General features: G+C 71.4%; 23 protein-coding genes. 13 read left to right on the top strand and 10 right to left on the bottom strand.

Annotated elements, in window-relative coordinates; genetic code table 11:
* Nucleotides 1-15 precede the first annotated feature (15 nt).
* Nucleotides 16-708 (bottom strand): DUF6215 domain-containing protein, encoded by a 693-nt coding sequence (locus CEB94_RS08170; RefSeq protein WP_175431527.1) that lies wholly within the window; start codon nt 706-708, stop codon nt 16-18.
* A 172-nt stretch (nt 709-880) separates the two neighbouring features.
* On the opposite strand from CEB94_RS08170, the gene argC reads away from it, so the two are divergent.
* Genes argC through CEB94_RS08145 form a run of 5 tightly spaced genes read left to right on the top strand, consistent with a single transcriptional unit; the run spans nt 881 to nt 5,726 of the window.
* Entirely contained in the window at nt 881-1,909 is a 1,029-nt protein-coding gene (gene argC / locus CEB94_RS08165) for an N-acetyl-gamma-glutamyl-phosphate reductase (RefSeq protein ID WP_175431526.1), read from the top strand.
* Entirely contained in the window at nt 1,906-3,057 is a 1,152-nt protein-coding gene (gene argJ, locus CEB94_RS08160) for a bifunctional glutamate N-acetyltransferase/amino-acid acetyltransferase ArgJ (protein WP_175431525.1), read from the top strand. Before argC ends, argJ begins: the two co-directional genes overlap by 4 nt.
* On the top strand, nt 3,054-3,968 hold the full coding sequence (gene argB, locus CEB94_RS08155; RefSeq protein WP_175431524.1) for an acetylglutamate kinase: 915 nt from the start codon (nt 3,054-3,056) through the stop codon (nt 3,966-3,968). The genes argJ and argB overlap by 4 nt, the downstream gene beginning before the upstream one ends.
* Complete coding sequence (locus tag CEB94_RS08150) at nt 3,965-5,173, top strand: acetylornithine transaminase (protein ID WP_175431523.1); 1,209 nt, start codon at nt 3,965-3,967, stop codon at nt 5,171-5,173. The genes argB and CEB94_RS08150 overlap by 4 nt, the downstream gene beginning before the upstream one ends.
* Nucleotides 5,174-5,180: 7 nt before the next feature.
* A complete protein-coding gene (locus CEB94_RS08145) occupies nt 5,181-5,726 on the top strand; it encodes an arginine repressor (protein WP_031142079.1) in 546 nt (181 codons plus the stop codon).
* Between the two features lie 180 nt (nt 5,727-5,906).
* Here CEB94_RS08145 and CEB94_RS08140 read toward each other — a convergent pair whose 3' ends face one another.
* From CEB94_RS08140 to CEB94_RS08115, 6 genes are all read right to left on the bottom strand, one after another.
* Complete coding sequence (locus CEB94_RS08140) at nt 5,907-6,710, bottom strand: FAD:protein FMN transferase (protein WP_381109889.1); 804 nt, start codon at nt 6,708-6,710, stop codon at nt 5,907-5,909.
* Nucleotides 6,703-7,761 (bottom strand): FMN-binding protein, encoded by a 1,059-nt coding sequence (locus CEB94_RS08135; protein ID WP_175431522.1) that lies wholly within the window; start codon nt 7,759-7,761, stop codon nt 6,703-6,705. Before CEB94_RS08135 ends, CEB94_RS08140 begins: the two co-directional genes overlap by 8 nt.
* A 40-nt stretch (nt 7,762-7,801) precedes the next feature.
* Nucleotides 7,802-9,184 carry a ferredoxin reductase family protein gene (locus CEB94_RS08130; RefSeq protein ID WP_175431521.1) on the bottom strand — a complete coding sequence of 461 codons (1,383 nt, stop codon included), beginning with the start codon at nt 9,182-9,184 and terminating at the stop codon, nt 7,802-7,804.
* Nucleotides 9,185-9,311: 127 nt separating this feature from the next.
* Nucleotides 9,312-10,013 (bottom strand): L,D-transpeptidase family protein, encoded by a 702-nt coding sequence (locus tag CEB94_RS08125; protein ID WP_175431520.1) that lies wholly within the window; start codon nt 10,011-10,013, stop codon nt 9,312-9,314.
* Nucleotides 10,014-10,016: 3 nt separating this feature from the next.
* Complete coding sequence (locus tag CEB94_RS08120) at nt 10,017-10,604, bottom strand: pyridoxamine 5'-phosphate oxidase family protein (RefSeq protein WP_175431519.1); 588 nt, start codon at nt 10,602-10,604, stop codon at nt 10,017-10,019.
* Between the two features lie 140 nt (nt 10,605-10,744).
* Nucleotides 10,745-11,689 (bottom strand): hypothetical protein, encoded by a 945-nt coding sequence (locus CEB94_RS08115; protein ID WP_175431518.1) that lies wholly within the window; start codon nt 11,687-11,689, stop codon nt 10,745-10,747.
* A 284-nt stretch (nt 11,690-11,973) separates the two neighbouring features.
* Between CEB94_RS08115 and argH the strand changes: the two genes are divergently transcribed.
* The 4 genes from argH to CEB94_RS08095 all read left to right on the top strand — a co-directional run bounded on the left by argH (nt 11,974) and on the right by CEB94_RS08095 (nt 16,717).
* Nucleotides 11,974-13,407, top strand: coding sequence for an argininosuccinate lyase (argH, locus tag CEB94_RS08110; RefSeq protein ID WP_175431517.1), 1,434 nt, complete (start codon nt 11,974-11,976; stop codon nt 13,405-13,407).
* Between the two features lie 169 nt (nt 13,408-13,576).
* On the top strand, nt 13,577-14,548 hold the full coding sequence (locus tag CEB94_RS08105) for an aldo/keto reductase (RefSeq protein WP_175431516.1): 972 nt from the start codon (nt 13,577-13,579) through the stop codon (nt 14,546-14,548).
* A gap of 85 nt (nt 14,549-14,633) precedes the next feature.
* Nucleotides 14,634-15,185, top strand: coding sequence for a TetR/AcrR family transcriptional regulator (locus tag CEB94_RS08100; protein ID WP_246111753.1), 552 nt, complete (start codon nt 14,634-14,636; stop codon nt 15,183-15,185).
* Nucleotides 15,182-16,717, top strand: coding sequence for an MFS transporter (locus CEB94_RS08095; RefSeq protein WP_175431514.1), 1,536 nt, complete (start codon nt 15,182-15,184; stop codon nt 16,715-16,717). Before CEB94_RS08100 ends, CEB94_RS08095 begins: the two co-directional genes overlap by 4 nt.
* Nucleotides 16,718-17,093: 376 nt before the next feature.
* On the opposite strand, the gene CEB94_RS08090 is transcribed toward CEB94_RS08095, so the two are convergent.
* On the bottom strand, nt 17,094-17,768 hold the full coding sequence (locus tag CEB94_RS08090) for a lysophospholipid acyltransferase family protein (protein ID WP_175436932.1): 675 nt from the start codon (nt 17,766-17,768) through the stop codon (nt 17,094-17,096).
* Between the two features lie 385 nt (nt 17,769-18,153).
* On the opposite strand from CEB94_RS08090, the gene CEB94_RS08085 reads away from it, so the two are divergent.
* The 3 genes from CEB94_RS08085 (at nt 18,154) to CEB94_RS08075 (ending at nt 20,454) form a co-directional block, all read left to right on the top strand.
* Nucleotides 18,154-19,314 carry a glycerophosphodiester phosphodiesterase gene (locus tag CEB94_RS08085; protein ID WP_175431513.1) on the top strand — a complete coding sequence of 387 codons (1,161 nt, stop codon included), beginning with the start codon at nt 18,154-18,156 and terminating at the stop codon, nt 19,312-19,314.
* 90 nt (nt 19,315-19,404) lie between these two features.
* Nucleotides 19,405-19,899, top strand: coding sequence for an RNA polymerase sigma factor (locus CEB94_RS08080; protein WP_175431512.1), 495 nt, complete (start codon nt 19,405-19,407; stop codon nt 19,897-19,899).
* A 57-nt stretch (nt 19,900-19,956) separates the two neighbouring features.
* Nucleotides 19,957-20,454: a GNAT family N-acetyltransferase gene (locus CEB94_RS08075; RefSeq protein ID WP_175436931.1), complete on the top strand. Its 498-nt coding sequence runs from the start codon at nt 19,957-19,959 to the stop codon at nt 20,452-20,454.
* Nucleotides 20,455-20,523: 69 nt separating this feature from the next.
* Here the strand turns inward: CEB94_RS08075 and CEB94_RS08070 are convergent, their stop codons facing one another.
* The gene (locus CEB94_RS08070; protein ID WP_175431511.1) at nt 20,524-20,952 is read right to left on the bottom strand and encodes a hypothetical protein; all 429 of its coding nucleotides are present in this window, start codon (nt 20,950-20,952) and stop codon (nt 20,524-20,526) included.
* Complete coding sequence (locus tag CEB94_RS08065; protein ID WP_175431510.1) at nt 20,933-21,292, bottom strand: hypothetical protein; 360 nt, start codon at nt 21,290-21,292, stop codon at nt 20,933-20,935. Before CEB94_RS08065 ends, CEB94_RS08070 begins: the two co-directional genes overlap by 20 nt.
* A gap of 69 nt (nt 21,293-21,361) precedes the next feature.
* Between CEB94_RS08065 and CEB94_RS08060 the strand changes: the two genes are divergently transcribed.
* Nucleotides 21,362-22,012: an HAD family hydrolase gene (locus CEB94_RS08060; RefSeq protein ID WP_175431509.1), complete on the top strand. Its 651-nt coding sequence runs from the start codon at nt 21,362-21,364 to the stop codon at nt 22,010-22,012.
* The last annotated feature ends 113 nt before the right edge of the window (nt 22,013-22,125 follow it).

The raw sequence follows: 22,125 nt of genomic DNA, 5'->3' as shown, positions 1-22,125 counted from the left end.
TGGCCGGGCGCGGGCTCAGCCGCGCGCCTTCCAGCCCGGGACCCTCGGCAGCACCGACTCCGCGACGCGCAGCAGCACCGCGTCGTCGGGTACCACTCCGTCCGCGCGCCACAGGGTGACGTCGAGGGAGCCGCCGCGGTCCTTCGCGTCCAGGGCCACGGTGAGGGCCCGGGCCGGGACGCCGGGACCGCTGTCGGCGTCGCCGCCGTCGAGCCGGAAGCTGATGCTGATGGTGCGGGTGGAGTAGAGAACCCCGGGGCGGCCCAGTACCTTCTGCGGGCGGGCGTAGCTACCGAGCAGGCCTTCCGACCCGGCCACCGGAAGGCCGTCGTAGGTCGCCGAGAGCGTCACGGTGTACGTCTCGAACTCGACCTGCGCCTGCGGTGTGGCGATGTCCTTGCCGCCGGCGGTCCCGGTGGAACTGTCGCTGCCGGAGGCGGTCTTCGCGATCTCGGCCGGCGTGCCCAGCAGCGCGGCCAGGTCGGACCGGTTCAGCGCCTCGCACAACTGCGCGCCGGAGAGGTGCTTGCCCTTCGGGGCCGGGCTCTCCCCGTCGGAGCAGGTGGCAGGCTTCGGCTCGCTCTCCGCGGCCGACGTCTTCGCCAGCCCCCAGAAACCGACGCTGAGCGCCCCCACCAGCGCCACGGCGGCGAGCGCCTGCCCCCACGCGCTCGCGCTCTTCATGGACGCGTCGTTTTCCTTGGCCATGTCCCCCACCCACCGTGATCCCCTGAAATGTGCCCGGGGACCTTAACCTGTGGTCATGGCCAGGACAAAGCCGGTTTCCGGGGCCGACGCCGCGGCAGTCGCGCCGCCCCTGCATGGGATTGCATAAACGTGCAGAGAAACGTATAGTCATGCCCTCTGAGGAGGAGGATCCATGGCGGTACGTGCGGCAGTGGCCGGAGCGAGTGGGTACGCGGGCGGGGAACTGCTGCGTCTGCTCCTGGCACACCCAGAGGTCGAGATCGGCGCTCTGACGGGCAACTCGAACGCGGGACAGAAGCTCGGTGCGCTCCAGCCGCACCTGCTGCCCCTGGCCGGCCGCGTGCTCCAGGAGACCACCCCGGACGTCCTCGCCGGTCACGACGTCGTCTTCCTCGCACTGCCGCACGGGCAGTCCGCCGCCGTCGCCGAGCAGCTCGGCCCGGACGTACTCGTCGTCGACATGGGCGCCGACTTCCGGCTGACGGACGCCGCCGCCTGGGAGCGCTTCTACGGCTCGCCGCACGCCGGAACCTGGCCCTACGGCCTTCCCGAACTGCCGGGCGCCCGCGCCGCGCTGGAGGGGTCCAAGCGCATCGCGGTGCCCGGCTGCTACCCGACCGCCGTCTCCCTGGCCCTCTTCCCGGCGTACGCCGCGGGCCTGGCCGGGCCCGAGGCCGTGATCGTCGCCGCGTCCGGCACGTCCGGCGCGGGCAAGGCACCCAAGCCGCACCTGCTGGGCAGCGAGGTCATGGGGTCGATGTCCCCCTACGGCGTCGGCGGCGTCCACCGGCACACGCCCGAGATCACCCAGAACCTCAGCGCGGCCGCGGGGGAGCCGGTCTCCGTGTCCTTCACGCCGACCCTCGCGCCGATGCCCCGCGGCATCCTCGCCACGTGCAGCGCCAAGGCCGCCGACGGCGTCACGGGCGAGTCCCTGCGCGCCGCCTACGACAAGGCCTTCGCCGACGAACCGTTCGTGCACCTGCTTCCCGAGGGCCAGTGGCCCGCGACAGCGTCCGTCTACGGTTCGAACGCCGTTCAGGTGCAGGTCGCGTACGACGCGGCCGCCGGCCGGATCATCGTGATCAGCGCCATCGACAACCTCACCAAGGGCACCGCGGGCGGTGCCGTCCAGAGCATGAACATCGCCCTGGGTCTCGACGAGACCACCGGACTGACGACGATCGGAGTCGCGCCGTGAGTGTGACGGCAGCAAAGGGATTCACGGCGGCGGGCATCGCCGCCGGGATCAAGGAGAACGGCAACCCGGACCTGGCCCTCGTGGTCAACACCGGGCCCCGCCGCGCCGCCGCCGGCGTCTTCACCTCCAACCGTGTCAAGGCCGCGCCGGTGCTGTGGTCCGAGCAGGTGCTGAAGAGCGGTCAGGTCTCCGCGGTCGTCCTCAACTCCGGTGGGGCCAACGCCTGTACGGGCCCGAAGGGCTTCCAGGACGCGCACGCCACGGCCGAGAAGGTCGCCGAGGTCCTCGGGCGGGGCGCCATCGAGGTCGCCGTCTGCTCGACCGGTCTGATCGGCCTCCTGCTCCCGATGGACAAGCTGCTCCCGGGCGTCGAGACGGCCGCGGCCCAGCTCTCCGAGCACGGCGGGGAGAAGGCCGCCATCGCCATCAAGACCACCGACACCGTCCACAAGACGTCCGTCGTCACCAAGGACGGCTGGACCGTCGGCGGCATGGCCAAGGGCGCGGGCATGCTCGCCCCCGGCCTCGCCACCATGCTCGTCGTCCTCACCACCGACGCCGACCTGGACAACGACGTCCTGGACAAGGCCCTGCGGGCGGCCACCCGGACGACCTTCGACCGGGTCGACTCCGACGGCTGCATGTCCACCAACGACACCGTCCTGCTGCTCGCCTCCGGCGCCGCCGGTGTCACCCCGGACCACGCCGAGTTCGCCGAGGCCGTCCGCCAGGTCTGCGACGACCTCGGCCAGCAGCTCATCCGGGACGCCGAGGGCGCCAGCAAGGACATCAAGGTCGAGGTGGTCAACGCCGCGACCGAGGACGACGCCGTCGAGGTGGGCCGCTCCATCGCCCGCAACAACCTCCTCAAGTGCGCCCTCCACGGCGAGGACCCCAACTGGGGCCGCGTCCTGTCCGCGATCGGCACCACTCGGGCCGCCTTCGAGCCCGACCGGCTCAATGTCGCCATCAACGGCGTCTGGGTCTGCAAGAACGGCGGCGTCGGCGAGGACCGCGACAAGGTCGACATGCGCTACCGCGAGGTGCACATCGTCGCCGACCTCGCCGCCGGGTCCGAGACCGCCACCATCTGGACCAACGACCTCACCGCCGACTACGTCCACGAGAACAGCGCGTACTCCTCATGAGCACCGGATCGACTCGTAAGCACACCGCGCTGCCCAAGGCGCAGATCCTCATCGAGGCGCTGCCCTGGCTGGTCCGGCACAACGGCAAGACGGTCGTCATCAAGTTCGGCGGCAACGCCATGATCGACGAGGACCTGAAGGCCGCCTTCGCCCAGGACGTGGTGTTCCTGCACCACGCCGGCCTCAAGCCCGTCGTCGTGCACGGCGGCGGACCGCAGATCAGCGCCGCCCTCGACCGGCACGGCATCGTCAGCGAGTTCAAGGCGGGCCTGAGGGTGACCACCGAGGACGCCATGGACGTCGTACGGATGGTGCTGGCCGGACAGGTCCAGCGCGAACTGGTCGGCCTGCTCAACCAGCACGGGCCGCTCGCCGTCGGCCTGACCGGCGAGGACGCGCACACCATCACCGCCACCAAGCACCAGCCCGAGATCGACGGCGAGCTCGTCGACATCGGGCGGGTCGGCGAGATCACCGCGATCGACACGGGCGCGATCCAAGCCCTGCTGGCCGACGGCCGCATTCCGGTCGTCTCGTCGATCGCCCGCTCCCAGGACGACGGACATGTCTACAACGTCAATGCTGATACGGCGGCTGCGGCACTCGCTGCTGCACTGGACGCCGAAACCCTCATGGTCCTCACGGACGTCGAGGGCCTCTACGAGGACTGGCCCCACAGCGACGAGGTGATCAGCCGCCTCACCGCCGTCGAACTGGAGCGGCTGCTGCCGGACCTGTCCTCCGGCATGGTGCCGAAGATGGAGGGCTGCCTGCACGCCGTCCGCAACGGCGTCACCACCGCCCGCGTCATCGACGGGCGGGTCCAGCACTCGATCCTGCTGGAGATCTTCACCGACGAAGGCATCGGCACGATGGTCGTGCCCGACGAGCAAGAGGGGGATGCCGTATGACCGCCCATCAGGAGTACGCCGAGCGGTGGCAGGGCGCGCTCATGAACAACTACGGCACCCCGCTGCTGCCCCTGGCACGCGGCGAGGGCACGCGCGTCTGGGACGCCGACGGCAATTCCTACCTCGACTTCGTCGGCGGCATCGCCACCAACGCCCTCGGCCACGCCCACCCGGCGGTAGTGGAGGCCGTGACCCGGCAGATCGGCTCCCTCGGCCACATCTCCAACTTCTTCATGGCCGAGCCGACCGTCGCCCTCGCCGAGCGGCTGCTGCGCCTCTTCGGCCGGGACGGCAAGGTCTTCTTCTGCAACTCCGGAGCCGAGGCCAACGAGGCCGCCTTCAAGATCGGCCGGCTGACCGGGCGGACCCACATCGTGGCCACCGAGGGCGCCTTCCACGGGCGGACCATGGGCGCCCTGGCCATGACCGGCCAGGCCGGCAAGCGCGAGCCGTTCCTGCCGCTGCCCGGCGACGTCACCCACGTGCCGTTCGGCGACGCGCAGGCTCTGGCCGCAGCGGTCACCGAGGAGACCGCGCTCGTCATCCTCGAACCGGTCCAGGGCGAGCTCGGAGTCGTCGTCCCGCCCGCCGGCTACCTCAAGGCCGCCCGGGCCATCACGGCGGCGACCGGGGCGCTCCTCGTCCTCGACGAGGTGCAGACCGGCATCGGCCGGACCGGGCACTGGTTCGAGTACCAGGCCCACGAGGGCGTCCTGCCCGACGTCGTCACGCTCGCCAAGCAGCTCGGCGGCGGGCTGCCGCTGGGCGCCACCGTCGCCTTCGGGCGCGCGGCCGACCTGCTCCAGCCCGGCCAGCACGGCACGACCTTCGGCGGCAACCCCGTCGCCTGCGCCGCCGGACTCGCCGTCCTCGACACCATCGAGAACGAGGGGTTGCTGGAGAACGTCAAGCGGCAGAGCGAGAGGTTGCGGGACGGAATCGAGGGCCTCGGCCATCAGTTGATCGATTTCGTCCGGGGTACGGGACTACTCCTGGGTATCGTGCTCACCGAGCCGCTCGCGCCCCAGGTGCGCCAGGCGGCTCAGGAGGCCGGATTCCTGGTGAACGTGCCCGCCCCCGACGTCGTCCGGCTGATGCCGCCGCTGAACCTCGGCGACGACGAGGTGGACGCGTTCCTGGGTGCACTGCCCGGCATCCTCCAGGCAGCGAGCGGGGACGGACGATCCGGGGGATCCAGGGAATGAGACGACGATGAGCCAGGCGCAGGACCACGAGCAGCCGGGGGCGAACGGGCCCGCCGTGCCGCAGACCCGCACCGCACGCCACCGCCGGATCGTGGACATCCTCAACCGGCAGCCGGTCCGGTCGCAGAGCCAGCTGGCGAAGCTGCTCGCCGACGACGGGCTGAACGTCACGCAGGCGACGCTCAGCCGGGACCTGGACGAGCTGAACGCGGTGAAGATCCGCAACGCCGACGGTGACCTGATCTACGCGGTGCCCAGCGAGGGCGGGTTCCGTACGCCCCGGGCGCCGCTGGGCGGGTCGGCGAAGGAGGAGCGGATGCGGCGGCTCTCGCAGGAGCTGCTGATCTCCGCGGAAGCCTCGGCGAATCTCGTGGTGCTGCGTACCCCTCCGGGGGCGGCGCAGTTCCTGGCCTCGGCCATCGACCAGGCCGAGCTGCACGACATCCTGGGGACGATCGCCGGTGACGACACGTTGCTGCTGATCAGCAGGGAGCCGACGGGTGGGCAGGCGCTGGCTGATCATCTGCTGAGGCTGGCGCAGAACGGGCACTGAGCGCCGTGGGCGTGCCGGTGGTGGTGTGTGCGGGTGCGCCGCGGCTGGTCGCGCAGTTCCCCGCGCCCCTGGGTCGGTTCCGCCTGGCTGCGGGCATGCGTGCCGCCAGGGGCGGCACGGGTGGGCCCAGCGGCACCCCGCTATGCCGGACTGCGGACCCCCCCGCCCTCCAGCCACATCTCACCCCAGCCGCGCCGCCAACCCCCCGGTACAGCGCACCTCGTCCCCGGCCGTGATCAGCAGCGCCTCAACACCCGGCAGCGACTCCAGCCACGCCAGGCCCTCCCGCGAGCCCATCGCGAACGCCGCGGTCGCCCAGCAGTCGACCCACGTCAGCCGGGGCCCCACCACCGTCACGGCGACCAGGTCGGTCACAGCCGAGCGCCCGGTCCTCGGGTCGACGATGTGGTCGCCCCGTTCCGCCGTACCGGACGTGGCCACGGACAGCTCCTCCACCCCGGCCGCGGAGATGACCGCCGCCAGGCCTCCCGGCCGCAGCGGGTCGGCGACCCCCACCCGCCACGGCCGCTGCGCCCCCGGCGTACCGAGGAGCTGCACGTCCCCGCCGCCGTTGAGGTTCACTCCGCACACCCCGGGCACCGCCGCCAGCCGCCGCGCCGCCCGCTCGACCGCCCAGCCCTTGACGATGCCCGTCGGATCGAGGCGGCCCCGGTACGACGTGCTGAACCAGCCGTCGCTCAACCGTTCCGCCTCGGCGGCCAGTTCCAGCACCTCGGCGACCTCGGGATCGCACTCCTCGACCGTCAGCTCCCCGCGCTGCAGCCGCGAGATCTGGCTGTCCTCGCGGTACGTGCTGAAGACTTCGTCGACCCGGTGCAGCCCGGCGACGGCCTCGTCCAGGGCCGCGCGCACGATGGCCGGTTCCCCGCCGCGGACGTCGAAGGAGAAGACGGTCCCCATCGTCTCCTCGGCATGACGTACCGCGGCGGGAGCCTGTGCGGAGTCGGCCACCGTGTCAGCCACCGGCCTGGTCCAGCGCGGACTGGAGGGACTGCTTGTAGCCGGCGCTGGTGTACGTCGCCCCGGACACGGCGTCGATCTGCGCGGTTCCGGCTGCCACGGCCGCCTGGTTGAGGCGGGGGACGGAGGAGGAGGTGATCTGGTCGCTGCGGCCGCCCTTGGGGGCCTGGACCGCCTCGGCCTTGGTGATCTTCCCGCCCGCGACGGTCACCCGTACCTGGACCGGCCCGTACTGCGTCTGCGCCACACTGCCGGTGAGCGTCTGCGTCGCGGCCTGGCCGCCCCCGGAACCCGCGGCCTGCGAGGAACCGCCCCCGGCCGGAGCCTTGTCCAGGGCCGACTGGAGGGACTTCTTGTAGCCGGCGCTGGTGTACGTGGCGCCGGAGACCGCGTCGATGTCGGCGGTTCCGGCCGCGACGGCCGCCTGGTTGAGGCGGGGGACGGAGGAGGAGGTGATCTGGTCGCTGCGGCCGCCCTTGGGGGCCTGGACCGCCTCGGCCTTGGTGATCTTCCCGCCCGCGACGGTCACCCGTACCTGGACCGGCCCGTACTGCGTCTGCGCGACATCGCCGGTCAGCGTCTGCGCGCCGCCCGAACCCTGCTGCGATCCGGCCGACGCCTTCGCCTTGTCCAGGGCCGACTGGAGGGACTTCTTGTAGCCGGCGCTGGTGTAAGTGGCGCCGGAGACCGCGTCGATGTCCGCGCTCTGCGCCGCCACCACCGCCTGGTTCAGGCGCGGCACCGAGCTGGCGGTGATCTGGTCGCTGCGGCCGCCCTTGGGCGCCTGGACCGCCTCGGCCTGGGAGATCTTGCCGTTGTTCATCGTCAGGCGGACCTGCACCGCGCCGTACTGCGTCTGCGCCGCGTCGCCGGTGACCGCGCCGTTCACGCCGCCCTGCGGGGCCTGCCCGGCAGCCGCGGGCGGCAGCTGGCCGTCCGCCGCCTGGGCGGAACCCGGGTCGGACGCCGGCTTCAGCGACAGCAGCAGCACGATCCCGGAGACGGTGGCTGCGCCGGCGAGCACGGCACGCCGGACGGGGTGAGACTTCCTCATCGTTTCCCAAACTCCTGAAGGGGCGTTGGTGTCCCGTCGCTCACATCTCGAACGACTCGTGATGGATACGGCGGGCGGGGACTCCCGCTCCGCGCAGTGCCTCGTAGACCGACTGCGCGAAGCCGGGCGGCCCGCACATGAAGACGTCGTGGTCGTCGATGTCCGGGATCTTCCGCTGGAGGGACTCCGCCGAGATGTCGGGGCGTTCCCCCTCCGGGCTGTTGACCGCGTACATCAGCCGGGCGCCGCGCTCGTCGGCGATCTTGGCGAGCTCGCCCCACAGGGCGAGGTCCTGGGTGCTGTTGGCCCGGTAGAGGAGCGTGATGTCACCGGACGCGCCCGGCAGCGTCTCGAACAGGGCCCGCATCGGGGTGATGCCCACCCCGCCCGCCACCAGCAGCACCTTGCCGCGGCTGCGGCGCTGCGCGGTCATCGCGCCGTAGGGGCCCTCCGCCCACACCTTGGTGCCGGGCGTCAGTTCGCGCAGCCGCTCGGTGTGGTCGCCGATCGCCTTGACGGTGATCCGCAGCATGTCCGGGCGGGGCGCCGCCGACAAGGAGTAGGGGTGCGAGCTGAAGCGCATGCCCGGCGCCATGAACCGCCACCGGAAGAAGTGCCCGGCCTCCGCGCCCATCCGGTGCAGCTTGCGCCCGCTGATCAGCACGGACACGATCCCGGGAGTCTCCTCGATGACCGCCTCCACCCGCATGCGGTGCCGCAGGTTCAGCCGGATCGGGGTGAGGATCCGGTACCAGACGACCAGCGCGGTCACCACGCCGTACAGCCCGTACCAGAAGGTCTTCGCGGCCGGCTCGACGGCGAACTCGTTGCCCGTCGTGATCTGGTGCCAGAACGTCATGTACACCGAGGCGTACGTGAGCAGGTGCACGTGGTACCAGGTGTCGTACCCGATCAGGCGGCGAACCCCGCCGATCGAGAGGATCCCGATGACGAACAGCAGGCCCGTGCCGATGGCGGCCTTGCCCATGTCCGGCAGCTGGTTGATGGAGTCCGTCGTCTGCTGGACGATGTCGCCCAGCCCCTTGCCCGCCTGCAGGGCATAGCCCCACATGATGAGGAAGACGTGGGCGAGGACCAGGCAGAGCGTGTAGCGGCCGGTCATGGCGTGCCAGCGCGCGACCCGGTCGGTACCCACCCGCCGCTCCAGCGCGGGCACCCTGGCCATCTGGAGCACCACCAGCGCCATGAGGTAGCCGGCGAGCAGTCCGGTGATCCGGCCCGCGGCCAGGATCTTGCTCGTGTTGTCCGCGAGGGACGGTGTGTTGTCCCACCACAGCCACAGCACAGCCGCCGCACCGGCCCACAGGGCGATCAGCAGCGGGACGGCCGGGGAGCGGCGCGGGCGGATGCGGCGCATCGTCTGGCGGCGGGCGGCACGTCCGCCTGCGAGCGTGGTGGTCACGGTTCCTCCGTGGGGACTTGACCCTTGGCCCACAGATACGTGCCGGGACACGGGAGTGTTCAGCCGCGTGCCGAGTCGGGTGCGGACAGGAGTGACCGCCGGTAACACGCACACGGCCGCCGGTCCGTCACAGGCGGGTGACGGCCGTGTTCCCGCTCTTCGTGCCGATGGCGATGTGCGGCCGCCGCGCGGGGTCGGCCCAGCCGAGGATCCGCCGCATGGCCTCCTCGGACACGGAGACACAACCTGCCGTCGCACCCCGCCCGTTGACATGGAGGAAGATGCCCGCGCCGCGCCCTCGCACGGGGCGCCCGTAGTTGAAGCCGATGACGAGCGCGTGCGCGTACTGCGCGCGGTAGGTGATCAGGTGCTCGGACTCGGCGGCCCGGCAGTCGGCCGCGCGCGGCTCGGTCCAGCGGTTGTAGGAGCGGGAGTCGTTGTCCTGGCACCACCAGGAGCCCCGGTGCACCCTGCGGTAGGTGTACGCCGTCCCGCGCGGCGCCGCCTTGATGCCGAAGGCGTACGGCAGGCCGTACAGGCCGGTGGGTGTGGTGTTCGTGCCCTGCTTGCGGAAGACGCCGGCGACGAGCCCGTTCGCTCCGAACCGGGCAGGCGTGGAGCCCCTCTTCACCCAGCGCCCGTCCGCTCCGCGGTCCCACCAGGTGACCCTGCCCGTCGTCGAGGCCCGCTTCGGGGCCACCGCGGTGATCAGCTGGGTGCCGCCGCCGGTGTCCGCCATCCGGGCCGGCAGCGGCGGCCCGGGGGCGGGCGGCCCGGCGCCGAGCGCGACCAGGGGGGAGACGGCGAGAGCGACGGCACCAAGGCGCATGCCTCAGACCGTAGAGGGCGGCAGCGGCAACGGCAGCCCGGGTAGTCCGTCCAGGCTGGTGGCGATGTGCTCCTTCTTGCCGAAGTACGCGCTGAGCGAGGCGTCGTCCTCCCGGGCGAACCGCTTGCCGTGCAGGTCCCGGTCCTCCTCGTACGCCATGAAGGGGACCGCGTAACCGCAGGTGTCGCGGACGAGTTCGGCGGTGACGACGATGATCGCGCGCAGGCCGTGCTGCGTCGGGTCGATGTCCGGGAAGTGCGCGAGCAGGTCCCCGAATCGGGGGTCGTCGCGGAAGACCGGTTCACCCCTGCCGTGCACGCGGACGATGTTCGGCGGGCCCTGGAAGGCGCACCACATCAGGGTGATCCGTCCGTTCTCCCGCAGGTGGGCGATGGTCTCGGCGTTGGAACCGGCGAAGTCGAGATAGGCCACCGTGAGCTCGTCGAGCACCGCGAAGGAGCCCGTGAGGCCCTTGGGGGAGAGGTTGACGGTGCCGTCGGCGGCCAGGGGCGCGGTGGCGGTGAAGAAGACCGGCTGCGCCTCGATGAACGTGCGGAGCCGGCCGTCTATGCGCTCGTGAGTCTTTCCCATGTCGAACGATTATGGCCGCAGGTCTTTCGACTGTCTAAGGAATTGCGGGATCCGGTCACCTCTGCCGGATCCCGCCTCCAGGCGTCGTCCGTGGCCGCCCCGGCCGGCGCTCCCACGGGGCGGCCACAGCGCCTGTCACCTCACTTGGTGAGCGTGCAGGCGGCCAGGGAGTCCAGGCCGGCCGGCTTCTCGGCCGTGCGGCCGATGGCCGTGGCGATGCGGTTGACGGTGGAGATCCGCTTGTCCTCCAGCGGGCCGAGGATGGCGTTCTGGACGAAGTTGGGTCCACCCTGGCCGACCGTGTCGACCAGGCGCTTGTTGGCCTCGGCGACCTGCGTGTCCAGCAGGGTCAGGTTCCGGTCGACCTCGGCCTGGGCCGACGCGGGGATCGCCGGCAGCTGGGAGGCGACGTCCGGGCAGCTGATCGTGCCGGCACCGGCGTTGCCCGCCTCGCCCGCACCGGCGCCGCCCTCCTGGGCACCCTCGCCGGCCTCCGCGCCGGCGCCCGCCTCGGCACCCGCGCCGCCCTCTTCGGCACCCGCGCCGGCTCCCGCCTCGGCACCCGCCTCCGCGCCGGCTCCGGCCTCCGCGCCGGCGCCCGCCTCGCCACCCGCCGCCTCGCCCGCTCCGGCGTCACCGCCGGCGTTGAGCTGGCAGGCCGCGAAGGCCTCCAGGCCCTCCGGCTTGTCGGCGGCCCGCCCGATGGCCGTCTCGATGCGGTTGAGGGCGGCGACGCGCTTGTCCTCCAGCGGGCCGAGGATGGCGTTCTGGACGAAGTTGGGCCCGCCCTGGCCGACCGTGTCGACCAGGCGCTTGTTGGCCTCCTGGATCTGCGTGTTCAGCTGGGCGAGGTTGCGGTCGACCTCCGCCTTCGCCGAGGCGGGGACCGCGGGCAGCTGGCCGGTGACGTCCGGGCACGTGATGGTGCCGGGGCCCGCCAGCGTCCGGGCGTTCGCGGCGCCGCTGTCGGGCGTCTCCCCGGCGAGGGCGAAGCCGGCGATCACCGTGCCGGACAGTGCCACCGCGGCGGCGCCGCCGATGAACGTGACGCGACGCTTGTTGTACTTCGGAAGAGCCCTGGACATGCGGATGCCTCACTAGGGGTCGGGGGTGTCGTCGGTGTTCGTAACGCGGCGCCTGCGTTCGGCGAGAGGTACGGGTAAGCGGTTTCCCGTGTTCAAGGGATCCTCAAATTCCTCTCGCCTGACCGGAAACAGTCCCTCTGCCACGGGCGGATTGACGAATCATGCAGAGGTCTGCATACTCATGCATGTCGGTGATCTGCCCTGAGCAGTAGCGTGATGACCGTCTCCATGCCCCACGGGCGGGGAGGCGGTGGCACATCCACACCCATTGAGGAGCGCAGCAGGTGAGCAGCAACAGCGGTGACGTCCGGCTCTGGGGCGGCCGTTTCGCCGACGGCCCCGCCGAGGCCCTGGCGAAGCTGTCCGCGTCCGTCCACTTCGACTGGCGGCTCGCGCCGTACGACATCGCCGGTTCGCGTGCCCACGCGCGCGTGCTGCACAAGGCGGGCCTGCTCACGGCCGACGAGCTGACCCGCATGGTCGCCGGGCTGGACCAGCTGGAGGCGGACGTCGCCGACGGCTCCTTCGTGGGCACCATCGCCGACGAGGACGTCCACACCGCACTGGAGCGCGGCCTCCTGGAGCGCCTCGGCCCCGACCTCGGCGGCAAGCTGCGCGCGGGCCGCTCCCGCAACGACCAGGTCGCGACCCTCTTCCGTATGTACCTGCGCGACCACGCCCGGATCGTCGGCGGCCTGGTCGCCGAGCTCCAGGACGCGCTGATCGGCCTCGCCGAGGCCCACCCCGACGTGGCGATGCCCGGCCGCACGCACCTCCAGCACGCCCAGCCCGTCCTCTTCGCCCACCACGTCCTGGCCCACGTCCAGTCCCTCTCCCGGGACGCGGAGCGGCTGCGTCAGTGGGACGCGCGCACGGCGGTCTCGCCCTACGGCTCGGGCGCCCTGGCGGGCTCCTCCCTCGGCCTCGACCCGGAGGCGGTGGCGAAGGACCTCGGCTTCGAGCACGGCAGCGTCGGCAACTCCATCGACGGCACGGCCTCCCGCGACTTCGTCGCCGAGTTCGCCTTCATCACCGCGATGATCGGGGTCAACCTCTCCCGGATCGCCGAGGAGGTCATCCTCTGGAACACGAAGGAGTTCTCCTTCGTGACCCTGCACGACGCGTTCTCGACGGGCTCGTCGATCATGCCGCAGAAGAAGAACCCGGACATCGCCGAGCTGGCCCGCGGCAAGTCCGGCCGTCTGATCGGCAACCTGACGGGCCTCATGGCCACCCTCAAGGCCCTCCCGCTCGCGTACAACCGCGACCTCCAGGAGGACAAGGAGCCGGTCTTCGACTCCATCGACCAGCTCGAAATCCTGCTCCCGGCCTTCACCGGCATGATGGCCACCCTCACCGTCCACCGCGAGCGCATGGAGGAACTGGCCCCGGCCGGCTTCTCCCTCGCCACGGACATCGCCGAGTGGCTGGTCAAGCAGGGCGTCCCGTTCCGCGTGGCCCACGAGGTCGCCGGCGAGTGCGTGAAGGTCGCTGAGGGCGAGGGCAAGGAACTGGACGAGCTGACGGACGAGCAGTTCGCCAAGATCTCCACCCATCTGACCCCCGAGGTCCGCACGGTCCTCAACGTCCACGGCGCCCTGGCCTCCCGCAACGGAAGGGGCGGTACGGCCCCGAGCGCGGTGGCGATCCAGCTGGCAGAGGTGAAGGCCGATGTGGCGGCCCAGCACGAGTGGGCAGTGGCCAAGAAGCAGGGCTGAGGGGAACGCCCTCAGGGGGCGGGGCTTGTATCGACGTGCGGCTCCGCCGCGTGGGCGCGACGAGCCACAGCGATCCCGCACCCGCCGAAACACCGTGAGAACCGAGCGCCGAGGCGAAGGTCATCGCGGGTTACGTTGGTCGTCAGCCGCCGACCGAACGGAGCCAGCGATGCCCTTCGCCCGCCTCGCGAACGCCACGACCCCCACCTGCCACATCGGCCTCGGCCTCGCCGCCGTCGGACGCCCCGGCTACATCAACCTCGGCCGGGACGAAGACCTCGGAGACGACCGCAGCGTCGAGACGCTGCGTACCCGCACCCACGAACTCCTGGACGCCGCCTACGCACAGGGCGTCCGCTACTTCGACGCCGCCCGCTCCTACGGCCGCTCGGAAGAGTTCCTCGCCGACTGGCTGCACACGAGGCCCGGCCTCGATGACATCGTCGTAGGCAGCAAGTGGGGCTACACCTACACCGCCGACTGGTCGACGGACGCCGAGAAGCACGAGGTCAAGGACCACACCCTCGCCACCTACGAACGGCAGCGCGCGGAGAGCGACGCCCTGCTCGGCGACCGGCTCGACCTCTACCAGATCCACTCGGTGACTCCGGACAGCCCGGCCCTCACCGACAAGGAACTGCACGCGAAGCTCGCGGAAGCCGCCGCGCAGGGCCTCACCGTCGGCTTCTCCACCAGTGGCCCCGCCCAGGCGGACGCGATCCGCGCCGCCCTCGCCGTGACGGTCGACGGCGAACCTCTCTTCCGTACCGTGCAGTCCACGTACAACGCGCTGGAGACCTCCGCCGCCCCCGCCCTCGCCGAGGCGCACGAAGCCGGGCTCACCGTGATCGTCAAGGAGGGCATGGCCAACGGCCGACTGGCCGGGCCGCACGCCCCGGCCGTGGTGAGGGACATCGCCGAGCGGACCGGGCTGGGCTGCGACGCGGTCGCCCTGGCCGTGATCCTCCGGCAGCCCTGGGCCGGTGTCGTCCTCTCCGGCGCGGCCACCGCCAACCAGCTCGCCTCGAACCTGCACGCGGCCGTCGTCGACCTCGACGACGACCAGCTGACCCGCCTCGCCACGCTCGTGGAGGAACCGCACGCGTACTGGGAGCGTCGCGCTCAGCTGCCCTGGCACTGATCACTCCGTCACCCCCGCACAGCAGCCGTGAGTCACGCATGCCCCGGATGAGACATTGATGTCTCATATGGATTATGGTTGTCTCATGGCTGTCGATCCTGAGCACGTGCTGCGCGCCGCCGCGGCCCTGCTGACCCGCAAATCCACCGCGACCATGGACGAGGTCGCCAGGGCCGCCGGAATCAGCCGGGCCACGCTGCACCGTCACTTCGCCGGACGTGACGCCCTCGTCCGGGCCCTGGAGGCGCTCGGCATCGCGGAGTGCGAGGCCGCTCTGGAGGCGGCCCGGCTCGACGAGGGCACCGCGAGCGAGGCCGTACGCCGACTGGTCGGAGCGGTCGAGCCGGCCGCCGGGCTGCTCGCGTTCCTCTACAGCGAGAACCAGCTGTTCGAGGGCGAGGAGCAGAACGCGGGCTGGGCCCTGATCGACGACCGGATCTCCGCCCTGTTCCGGCGCGGCCAGCTCGGCGGCGAGTTCCGCATCGACCTCACGCCCGCCTGGCTCACCGAGGCGCTCTACGGCCTCCTGGCCTCCGGCGCCTGGATGGTGCAGAGCGGCAAGGGCGCCCCCAAGGACTTCCAGCACATGATCGTCGAGCTGCTGCTCGGCGGCGCACTCAGGAGAGAGGAATCATGACCAGCACCCTGCAGCCGGCGGACCGCACCGAGACGGTGGAGCGCCCGGGCCGCTGGCTCGCGCTCGGCGTTCTCGTGCTGGCCGTGCTGCTGGTGGCCGTCGACGCGACCGTCCTCGGTCTCGCGACCCCCTACATCAGCGAGGACCTCAAGCCCTCCGGCACCCAGCTGCTGTGGATCGGCGACGTCTACTCGTTCGTCATCGCCGGTCTGCTCGTCTCCATGGGCAGCCTCGGTGACCGGATCGGCCGCAAGCGGATCCTGCTGGTCGGTGCCACGGCGTTCGGCGCGATATCCGTCTTCAACGCCTACGCCACGACCCCCGAGATGATGATCGTCGCGCGGGCGCTGCTCGGCGTCGCCGGAGCGACTCTGATGCCGGCCACGCTCGCCCTGATCCGCAACCTCTTCCACGACCCGCGCGAGCGCAGTCTCGCCGTCGGCATCTGGGGCGCCACCGCCTCCGCGGGTACGGCCGTCGGCCCGATCGTCGGCGGGTTCCTGCTGGAGCACTTCTGGTGGGGCTCGGTCTTCCTGATCAACCTGCCCGTGATGGCCGTGCTGGTCCTGGTGGGGATCAAGCTGCTGCCCGAGTCGCGCACCGCGAATCCCGGCCCCTGGGACCTGGTCAGCGTCGTGCTGTCGCTGGTCGGCATGATCGGCATCGTGTACGCGGTCAAGGAGGCCGCCACCCATGGCTTCGCGTGGAGCACCCTGGCCGCGGGCCTGCTGGGCGGGGCCGCCCTGTACGGGTTCGTCCGCCGTCAGCTCGGGCTGCCGACGCCGCTGCTGGACATGCGGCTGTTCCGCAACCGCGGCTTCAGCGGGGCGGTACTGGCCGATCTGCTGACCATCCTCGGCCTGTCCGGCCTGGTGTTCTTCCTGTCGCAGTACCTGCAACTCGTCCAGGGCAGGCGCCCGTTCGAGGCGGGCCTGGCCGAACTGCCCGCCGCGATCGGCGCGGTGGTGGCGGGCCTGCTCGCGGGGCGGGTGGCACGCCGCTTCTCGGTGAGGGCCGTGGTCTCCGGCGGCCTCGCGGCGATCGGCCTCGCGCTGGCCGCGCTCACGGTGATCGACCAGTCCACCGGCTATCCGCTGCTCGGGGCCGCGTTGCTGGTGGTGGGTGTCGGTGCCGGATTCTCGTTCACCGTGACCGCCGACGTGATCCTCTCCAGCGTGCCCAAGGAACACGCGGGCTCCGCGTCAGCCGTGTCCGAGACGGCGTACGAACTCGGTGCCGCGCTCGGCATCGCCGTCCTGGGCTCCATCGTGACGGGCGTCTACCGCGACTTCACCGGCCCCGCGGGCACCCCCGCCGCGGCCCACGAGTCGCTGGGCGGAGCCGTCGAGGCCGCCGCGGACATGCCCGCGCACACCGCCGCGACCATGCTGGACGCGGCCCGCACGTCCTTCGTCGACGGCCTGGCCCTCGCGGCGGGCGTCGGAGCGGCGGTCCTGCTCGCCGCCGCGGCGGCCGCGTGGTTCCTGCTGCGGGGGCAGCGGCTGGAGAGCGGCGCGGCACAGCACCCCTAGGTCGGGTCCAATGCGGGGCGGTGCGGTGCCAGGGGCGCTCACCGCAGCGCCCTCAAGCCCGTTTCGCCTTCGCCTGAAGGTCTTGGCTCGTACCCGACGTCGTTCCCCACGGCCGAAGGGAGCCACCGGCATGAGACGTCGTACGAAGAAGGCGATCGTCACCGTCTCCGTCCTGGCCGCCGCCGGGCTCGCGGGCGGGGTGCCGCGGCCGGACGAATGGTGGCCCGCCGGACGAGGCACCCCTGTCGGGCAAGCCCTCACGGACGAGGCGGCCCCTGTCGGGCAAGCCCTCACGGACGAGGCGCCCCTGTCGGGGCAAGCCCTCACGGGCGCGAGGAACCGCGCGACAGGCCCTCACCCACTCATGGCCGGCGAACTACGCGGCCTCTTTCGCCTTGCTCGCGTACATGTCCACGTACTCCTGACCGGACAGCCGCATGACCTCGGTCATCACCGAGTCGGTCACGGCCCGCAGCACATACCGGTCCCGGTCCATCCCCTCGTACCGGGAGAACTCCATCGCCTCACCGAACCGCACGGTGACCTTGCCGGGGCGGGGCAGCCCCGCCCCGCCCGGCTGGAGCTTGTCCGTTCCGATCATGGCGAAGGGCACCACGGGCGCACCCGTCATCAGGGTCAGCCGGGCGATTCCCGTCCGCCCCCGGTACAGCCGCCCGTCGGGCGACCGCGTTCCCTCCGGGTAGATGCCGAACATGCGGCCCTCCTCCAGCACCCGCCGCCCGGTCATCAGCGCGGCGACACCGCCCCGGCCGCCGTCACGGTCCACCGGGATCATGCCGACGCCCGTGAAGAACCAGGCCATCAGCCGGCCCTTGAGGCCCTTGCCGGTCACGTACTCGTCCTTGCCGATGAAGACGACCTGACGGTCGCAGACCAGAGGCAGGATCATCGAGTCGATGAAGGTCAGGTGGTTGCCGGCCAGGATGACCGGGCCATCGCCGGGAATGTGCTCCGCACCCTCCACCTGTGGGCGGAACATCAGGCGCATGGTCGGGCCGAGCACTGCCTTGATGAGCGCGAAGCGGGACAACGGACCCTCCGGTGTCAAGGGGTTCTGTATAAGTCTGTGCAGGTGAGGACGATACTCGTGGCCCCCGGCATCGCGCACATCGGGCACGGCGACTTCACCGACGCCTTACGCATTGTTGACGCGTGTTTACCTGCGGTGGCGCGCCGCCGAGGCCGCGTAACGCGGCCGACACGATGTGACGCACATCGCCCCGGGCACACCGGACGCGTTCCCAGAACGTCCTGACCGAATCGAACAGAGACGACGGACCGTCAATTCATCCTCCCCACCGGCCACTACGACATCCGACGTCACCCGCGTGTTCCGCCCGGGGTCTCCCACCCGTCATGTACGCGCCCCTACGATCGGCCCGCACCGAAGAGCCGAACGGCCAGGGAGGGCGCTCATGGGAACGCAGGAGTCGAACGAAGAAACGAGCGGTACCGGACGGCGGGCCCTGCTCGGCGCGGCGGTGCTCGGCGCCGGGGGAGCGGTCCTCGGCATGGCCGGCACGGCGCGAGCGGACGGCGCCCGGCACGGCGGCGGACCGAGGAGCCTGCCCAAGCCGACGATCATCGGCCACCGCGGCGCCAGCGGCTACCGCCCGGAGCACACCTTCGGCTCGTACCAGCTGGCCCTCGACCTGGGCGCCGACATCGTCGAGGCGGGCGACCTGGTCCCGACGAAGGACGGGCACCTGGTCTGCCGTCACGAGCCGGAGATCGGCGGCACCACGGACGTCGCCGACCACCCCGAGTTCGCCGGCCGCAAGAAGACCAAGCTGCTCGACGGCGTCTCCACCACCGGCTGGTTCACCGAGGACTTCACGCTCGCCGAGCTGAAGACGCTGCGCGCGGTCGAGCGCATTCCGGCCAACCGCCCGCACAACACGCTCTACAACGGCCGCTGGGAGATCCCCACCTTCGAGGAGGTCCTCAGGTGGCAGGACGAGCAGACCCGCAAGCGCGGCAAGCAGGTGTGGATCTACCCCGAGCTCAAGCACCCCACCTACTTCCGCGAGCAGGGCCTGCCGCTGGAGGAGCGCGTCGCCAAGCTGCTGCGCAAGTACCGCAAGGACCGGCGCACCTCCCCGGTCATCCTCCAGTCCTTCGAGCCGACCAGCATCCAGCGCCTGCACAAGCTCGTCGACAACCCGCTGGTCGTCCTGCTCTCCTCGGCGGACTCCCGCCCCTGGGACTTCGTCGAGACCGGCGACCCGCGCACCGTCGCCGACCTGGTCAAGCCGGCCGGCCTCAGGGAGATCGCCTCCTACGCGCAGGGCATCGGCCCGACCCTGGACCTGGTCGTCCCGCGCGACGCCCAGGGCAACCTCACCCGGCCGACGACGCTCGTCTCCGACGCGCACAAGGTGGGCCTGATCCTGCACCCGTACACCATGCGCAACGAGAACCCCTTCCTGCCCGCGAACTTCCGCAAGGGCACGGACGCGGACGCCTACGGTGACGTCTTCGGCGCTTACAAGGCGTACTTCGCGACCGGCATCGACGGCGTCTTCACCGACCAGCCCGACACCGGTCTGCTGGCCCGCGAGGACTTCAACGGCTGAGCTCGTCAACACCTGAGCCCACACCCCCCGGTCGAGTGGGCTTCGGCCGTCCGGGCAACCCGCCGCCCGGGCGGCCGCGTCGCTCCGCATATGACGCACGACCTGGTCACCGCCCTACGCCCGCTGCTCACCGCCGAGGCCTCCGCGGAGGCATATTCCACCGGAACCGAGCCGGGCGACCTGGAGCAGGCGGTCTGGCTCCGCCTGCTGGAACGCCTCGACACCGAGGGCCCGCCGCTCGACCCCCAGCAGTGGCTGCGCCGCGCCGTCCGCTCCGAAGCGCGCCGCACCCGCCGTACGAGCCGCCTCGAACGGCCGTACGCCGGTGAACCGGTCGACGACCCGGACCGCGACCCCGAGCAGCTCGCCCTTGCCGCGGCCCGCGGCCGGGCCCTGCGCGAGGCCGTGCGCCGCCTCCCGGGCCGGTGCCCCCGGCTCATGGAGGCCCTGCTCTCGCCGGAGGACCTGACATACCGGGAAATCGCAGGGGAGTTGGGTATCTCACAGGGGAGTCTTGGTCCGGAACGTTCCAGATGCCTGGGATGTCTCCGGAGATTGCTCGCGCCGGAGGTTGCGGCCCGCTGAGGACGGGGATAGGAGTGGGGGACAACAGGTGATCAGATGAGCGGGAGGCGTGCGCACATGGGCATGAGCGTGACCATCTCTGCGGCGACCGAGCAGGACGCGGAGCAGATCTTCAGACTGCAGTACCTGTGCTTCCAGCCGGAGGCGGCGCTGTACGGCAACTACCGCATCGACCCGCTCGTGCAAACCCTCGACTCGGTCCGCGAGGAGGTCGCCCGCGACTGCGTCTTCGTGGCCCGGCTCGGCGAGGAGGTCGTCGGCTCGGTCCGCGGCTCGGTCACCGAGGACGGCGCCGCCGCCATCGGCAAGCTCTGCGTCCACCCCCGCCTCCAGGGCCACGGCATCGGCGCCCGCCTTCTCCGAGCGGCGGAAGCGGCCCTCGCCGGCCAGCACGGCGCCACCCGCTTCCGCCTCCACACCGGCCACCGCAGCGAGGGCAACCTCCGCCTCTACCGCAAGGTCGGCTACGAGACGGTGGGTACGTCCCAGGGCTCCGACGGCGTACCGATGATCGTGCTGGAGAAGCCGGCCGGGACCTACGCGGCGACGGCTTGATGACCGGCCTTTAGGGGCGCGGGGAACTGCGCGAGCAACCACACACGGCCTGCGGCCGCCTGACGAATCTCAGGCGGCGTTCCCCTTGGGCGCACCCTTGCGCAGCCAGTAAATGGCGGACAGCGGCAAGAGCACGGGAATGAAGAGGTACCCCATCCCGAAGTCGGACCACACGGTCGCGTCCGGGAAGGCGGACGGCTCGACCAGCGTCCAGGTGCCCACGGTCAGCACACCCACCAACTCCGCGACACAGCAGACCAACGCCACCTGCCGAGCCGTCTCCCCACCCCGAACCAACGTGTACGTGATGAACCCGTACACCACACCCGCCACGGCCGACAGGGAGTACGCGAGCGGCGCCCGGTCGAACTCCGTCGCGATCTGATACGCGGACCGCGACACCGCCCCCACGACCATCACGCCGTACAGCCACACCAGCAGCGTGCCCGGCCCGCTGGTCAGCCGCCGTCGGCTCACCTCAGCCTCCCCAGATGTCATAGAGCCGCACCTCCAGCACCGCCAGCACCACACCGCTCGCGGCCACCGTCACCGAACCCCACCGGGTCCGCTCGGCCAGCGACATGAACGCCGCCGCCGGGACGCACGCGAACGCCCCCAGCAGATACGCCACGAAGATCGTCGTGCCCTGCTCCGGCTCCTCGCCGCGCGCCAGCAGTACGATGCCGGCCACCAGCTGGATCAACGACAGCAGCGTGACGACCGCCATCCCGATGAAGTGCCAGTCCTTCGTCGGCTGGTCGCGGTAGGCCGCCCAGCCGCACCAGGCGGCGAGCAGCAGCGCGGCGACACCGGTCACCAGCGTCAGGGCAGTCAGCATGCAGCGACCTTATTACGGCCGAAAAGGCCCCCTGCTTCCGGCCCTGGCCTGCACCGTAGGGTCGAGGACATGACGATCCACGCGCAGGCCCTGCTGTTCGACAACGACGGAACCCTCGTCTCCTCCCTCGCCTCGGTGGACCGCTGCTGGACGCGGTGGGCCGTGGAGTACGGGATCACGGCCGAGGCGTTCGCGCGGGTCGAGCTGCACGGGCGGCCGGCCGCCGAGATAGCCGCCGACCTGCTGCCCGCCGAGGTCGTGCCGCAGGCCGTCGCGCGGATCGAGGAGCTGGAGGTGGACGACGTACCCAACGGCGGTGTGCACCTGCTGCCGGGCACCCGGGCCTTCCTCGACGTCCTGCCGGCCGACCGCTGGGCCGTCGTCACCTCCGCCACCCGACGGCTGGCCGAGGCCCGGCTCGACGCCGTCGGCATCCTGCCCAAGACGCTCGTCGCCGCCGACGACATCACGCGCGGCAAGCCCGACCCCGAGCCCTACCTCCTGGCCGCCCGCGCGCTCGGTGTCGACCCCGCGCACTGCGTCGTCTTCGAGGACGCCCCCGCGGGCCTGGCGTCCGGCCGCGCCGCCGGCATGACCACCGTGGCGTTGACCACAACGCACCAGGCCCACGAACTCCAGGCCGATCTGGTCGTCGAGAACCTCTCGACCCTGTCCGCACTGGTCACCGAGCACGGCGTGGAAATCTCCCTCAACGCCTGACAGCGCCGACCCCGTCCACCGCTGTCCAGCATCCGGACAGCGGGGGGCCGGTAAGGACCGTACGCATGTTTTACTGACGGCATGACCACGACGAGCGACCGCATCCCCGCGAC

Source organism: Streptomyces hawaiiensis (assembly GCF_004803895.1).
GTDB classification, from domain to species: Bacteria; Actinomycetota; Actinomycetes; order Streptomycetales; family Streptomycetaceae; genus Streptomyces; species Streptomyces hawaiiensis.
This window is presented reverse-complemented; position numbering and strand designations above follow the sequence as displayed.

Bases quoted from the DNA above. Each gene is read 5' to 3' on its own strand.
- CEB94_RS08170 (WP_175431527.1), bottom strand. From the start codon at position 708: ATGGCCAAGGAAAACGACGCGTCCATGAAGAGCGCGAGCGCGTGGGGG.
- argC (WP_175431526.1), top strand. From the start codon at position 881: ATGGCGGTACGTGCGGCAGTGGCCGGAGCGAGTGGGTACGCGGGCGGG.
- argB (WP_175431524.1), top strand. From the start codon at position 3,054: ATGAGCACCGGATCGACTCGTAAGCACACCGCGCTGCCCAAGGCGCAG.
- CEB94_RS08150 (WP_175431523.1), top strand. From the start codon at position 3,965: ATGACCGCCCATCAGGAGTACGCCGAGCGGTGGCAGGGCGCGCTCATG.
- CEB94_RS08145 (WP_031142079.1), top strand. From the start codon at position 5,181: ATGAGCCAGGCGCAGGACCACGAGCAGCCGGGGGCGAACGGGCCCGCC.
- CEB94_RS08135 (WP_175431522.1), bottom strand. From the start codon at position 7,761: ATGAGGAAGTCTCACCCCGTCCGGCGTGCCGTGCTCGCCGGCGCAGCC.
- CEB94_RS08125 (WP_175431520.1), bottom strand. From the start codon at position 10,013: ATGCGCCTTGGTGCCGTCGCTCTCGCCGTCTCCCCCCTGGTCGCGCTC.
- CEB94_RS08120 (WP_175431519.1), bottom strand. From the start codon at position 10,604: ATGGGAAAGACTCACGAGCGCATAGACGGCCGGCTCCGCACGTTCATC.
- CEB94_RS08115 (WP_175431518.1), bottom strand. From the start codon at position 11,689: ATGTCCAGGGCTCTTCCGAAGTACAACAAGCGTCGCGTCACGTTCATC.
- CEB94_RS08105 (WP_175431516.1), top strand. From the start codon at position 13,577: ATGCCCTTCGCCCGCCTCGCGAACGCCACGACCCCCACCTGCCACATC.
- CEB94_RS08100 (WP_246111753.1), top strand. From the start codon at position 14,634: ATGGCTGTCGATCCTGAGCACGTGCTGCGCGCCGCCGCGGCCCTGCTG.
- CEB94_RS08095 (WP_175431514.1), top strand. From the start codon at position 15,182: ATGACCAGCACCCTGCAGCCGGCGGACCGCACCGAGACGGTGGAGCGC.
- CEB94_RS08085 (WP_175431513.1), top strand. From the start codon at position 18,154: ATGGGAACGCAGGAGTCGAACGAAGAAACGAGCGGTACCGGACGGCGG.
- CEB94_RS08080 (WP_175431512.1), top strand. From the start codon at position 19,405: ATGACGCACGACCTGGTCACCGCCCTACGCCCGCTGCTCACCGCCGAG.
- CEB94_RS08075 (WP_175436931.1), top strand. From the start codon at position 19,957: ATGGGCATGAGCGTGACCATCTCTGCGGCGACCGAGCAGGACGCGGAG.
- CEB94_RS08070 (WP_175431511.1), bottom strand. From the start codon at position 20,952: ATGACATCTGGGGAGGCTGAGGTGAGCCGACGGCGGCTGACCAGCGGG.
- CEB94_RS08065 (WP_175431510.1), bottom strand. From the start codon at position 21,292: ATGCTGACTGCCCTGACGCTGGTGACCGGTGTCGCCGCGCTGCTGCTC.
- CEB94_RS08060 (WP_175431509.1), top strand. From the start codon at position 21,362: ATGACGATCCACGCGCAGGCCCTGCTGTTCGACAACGACGGAACCCTC.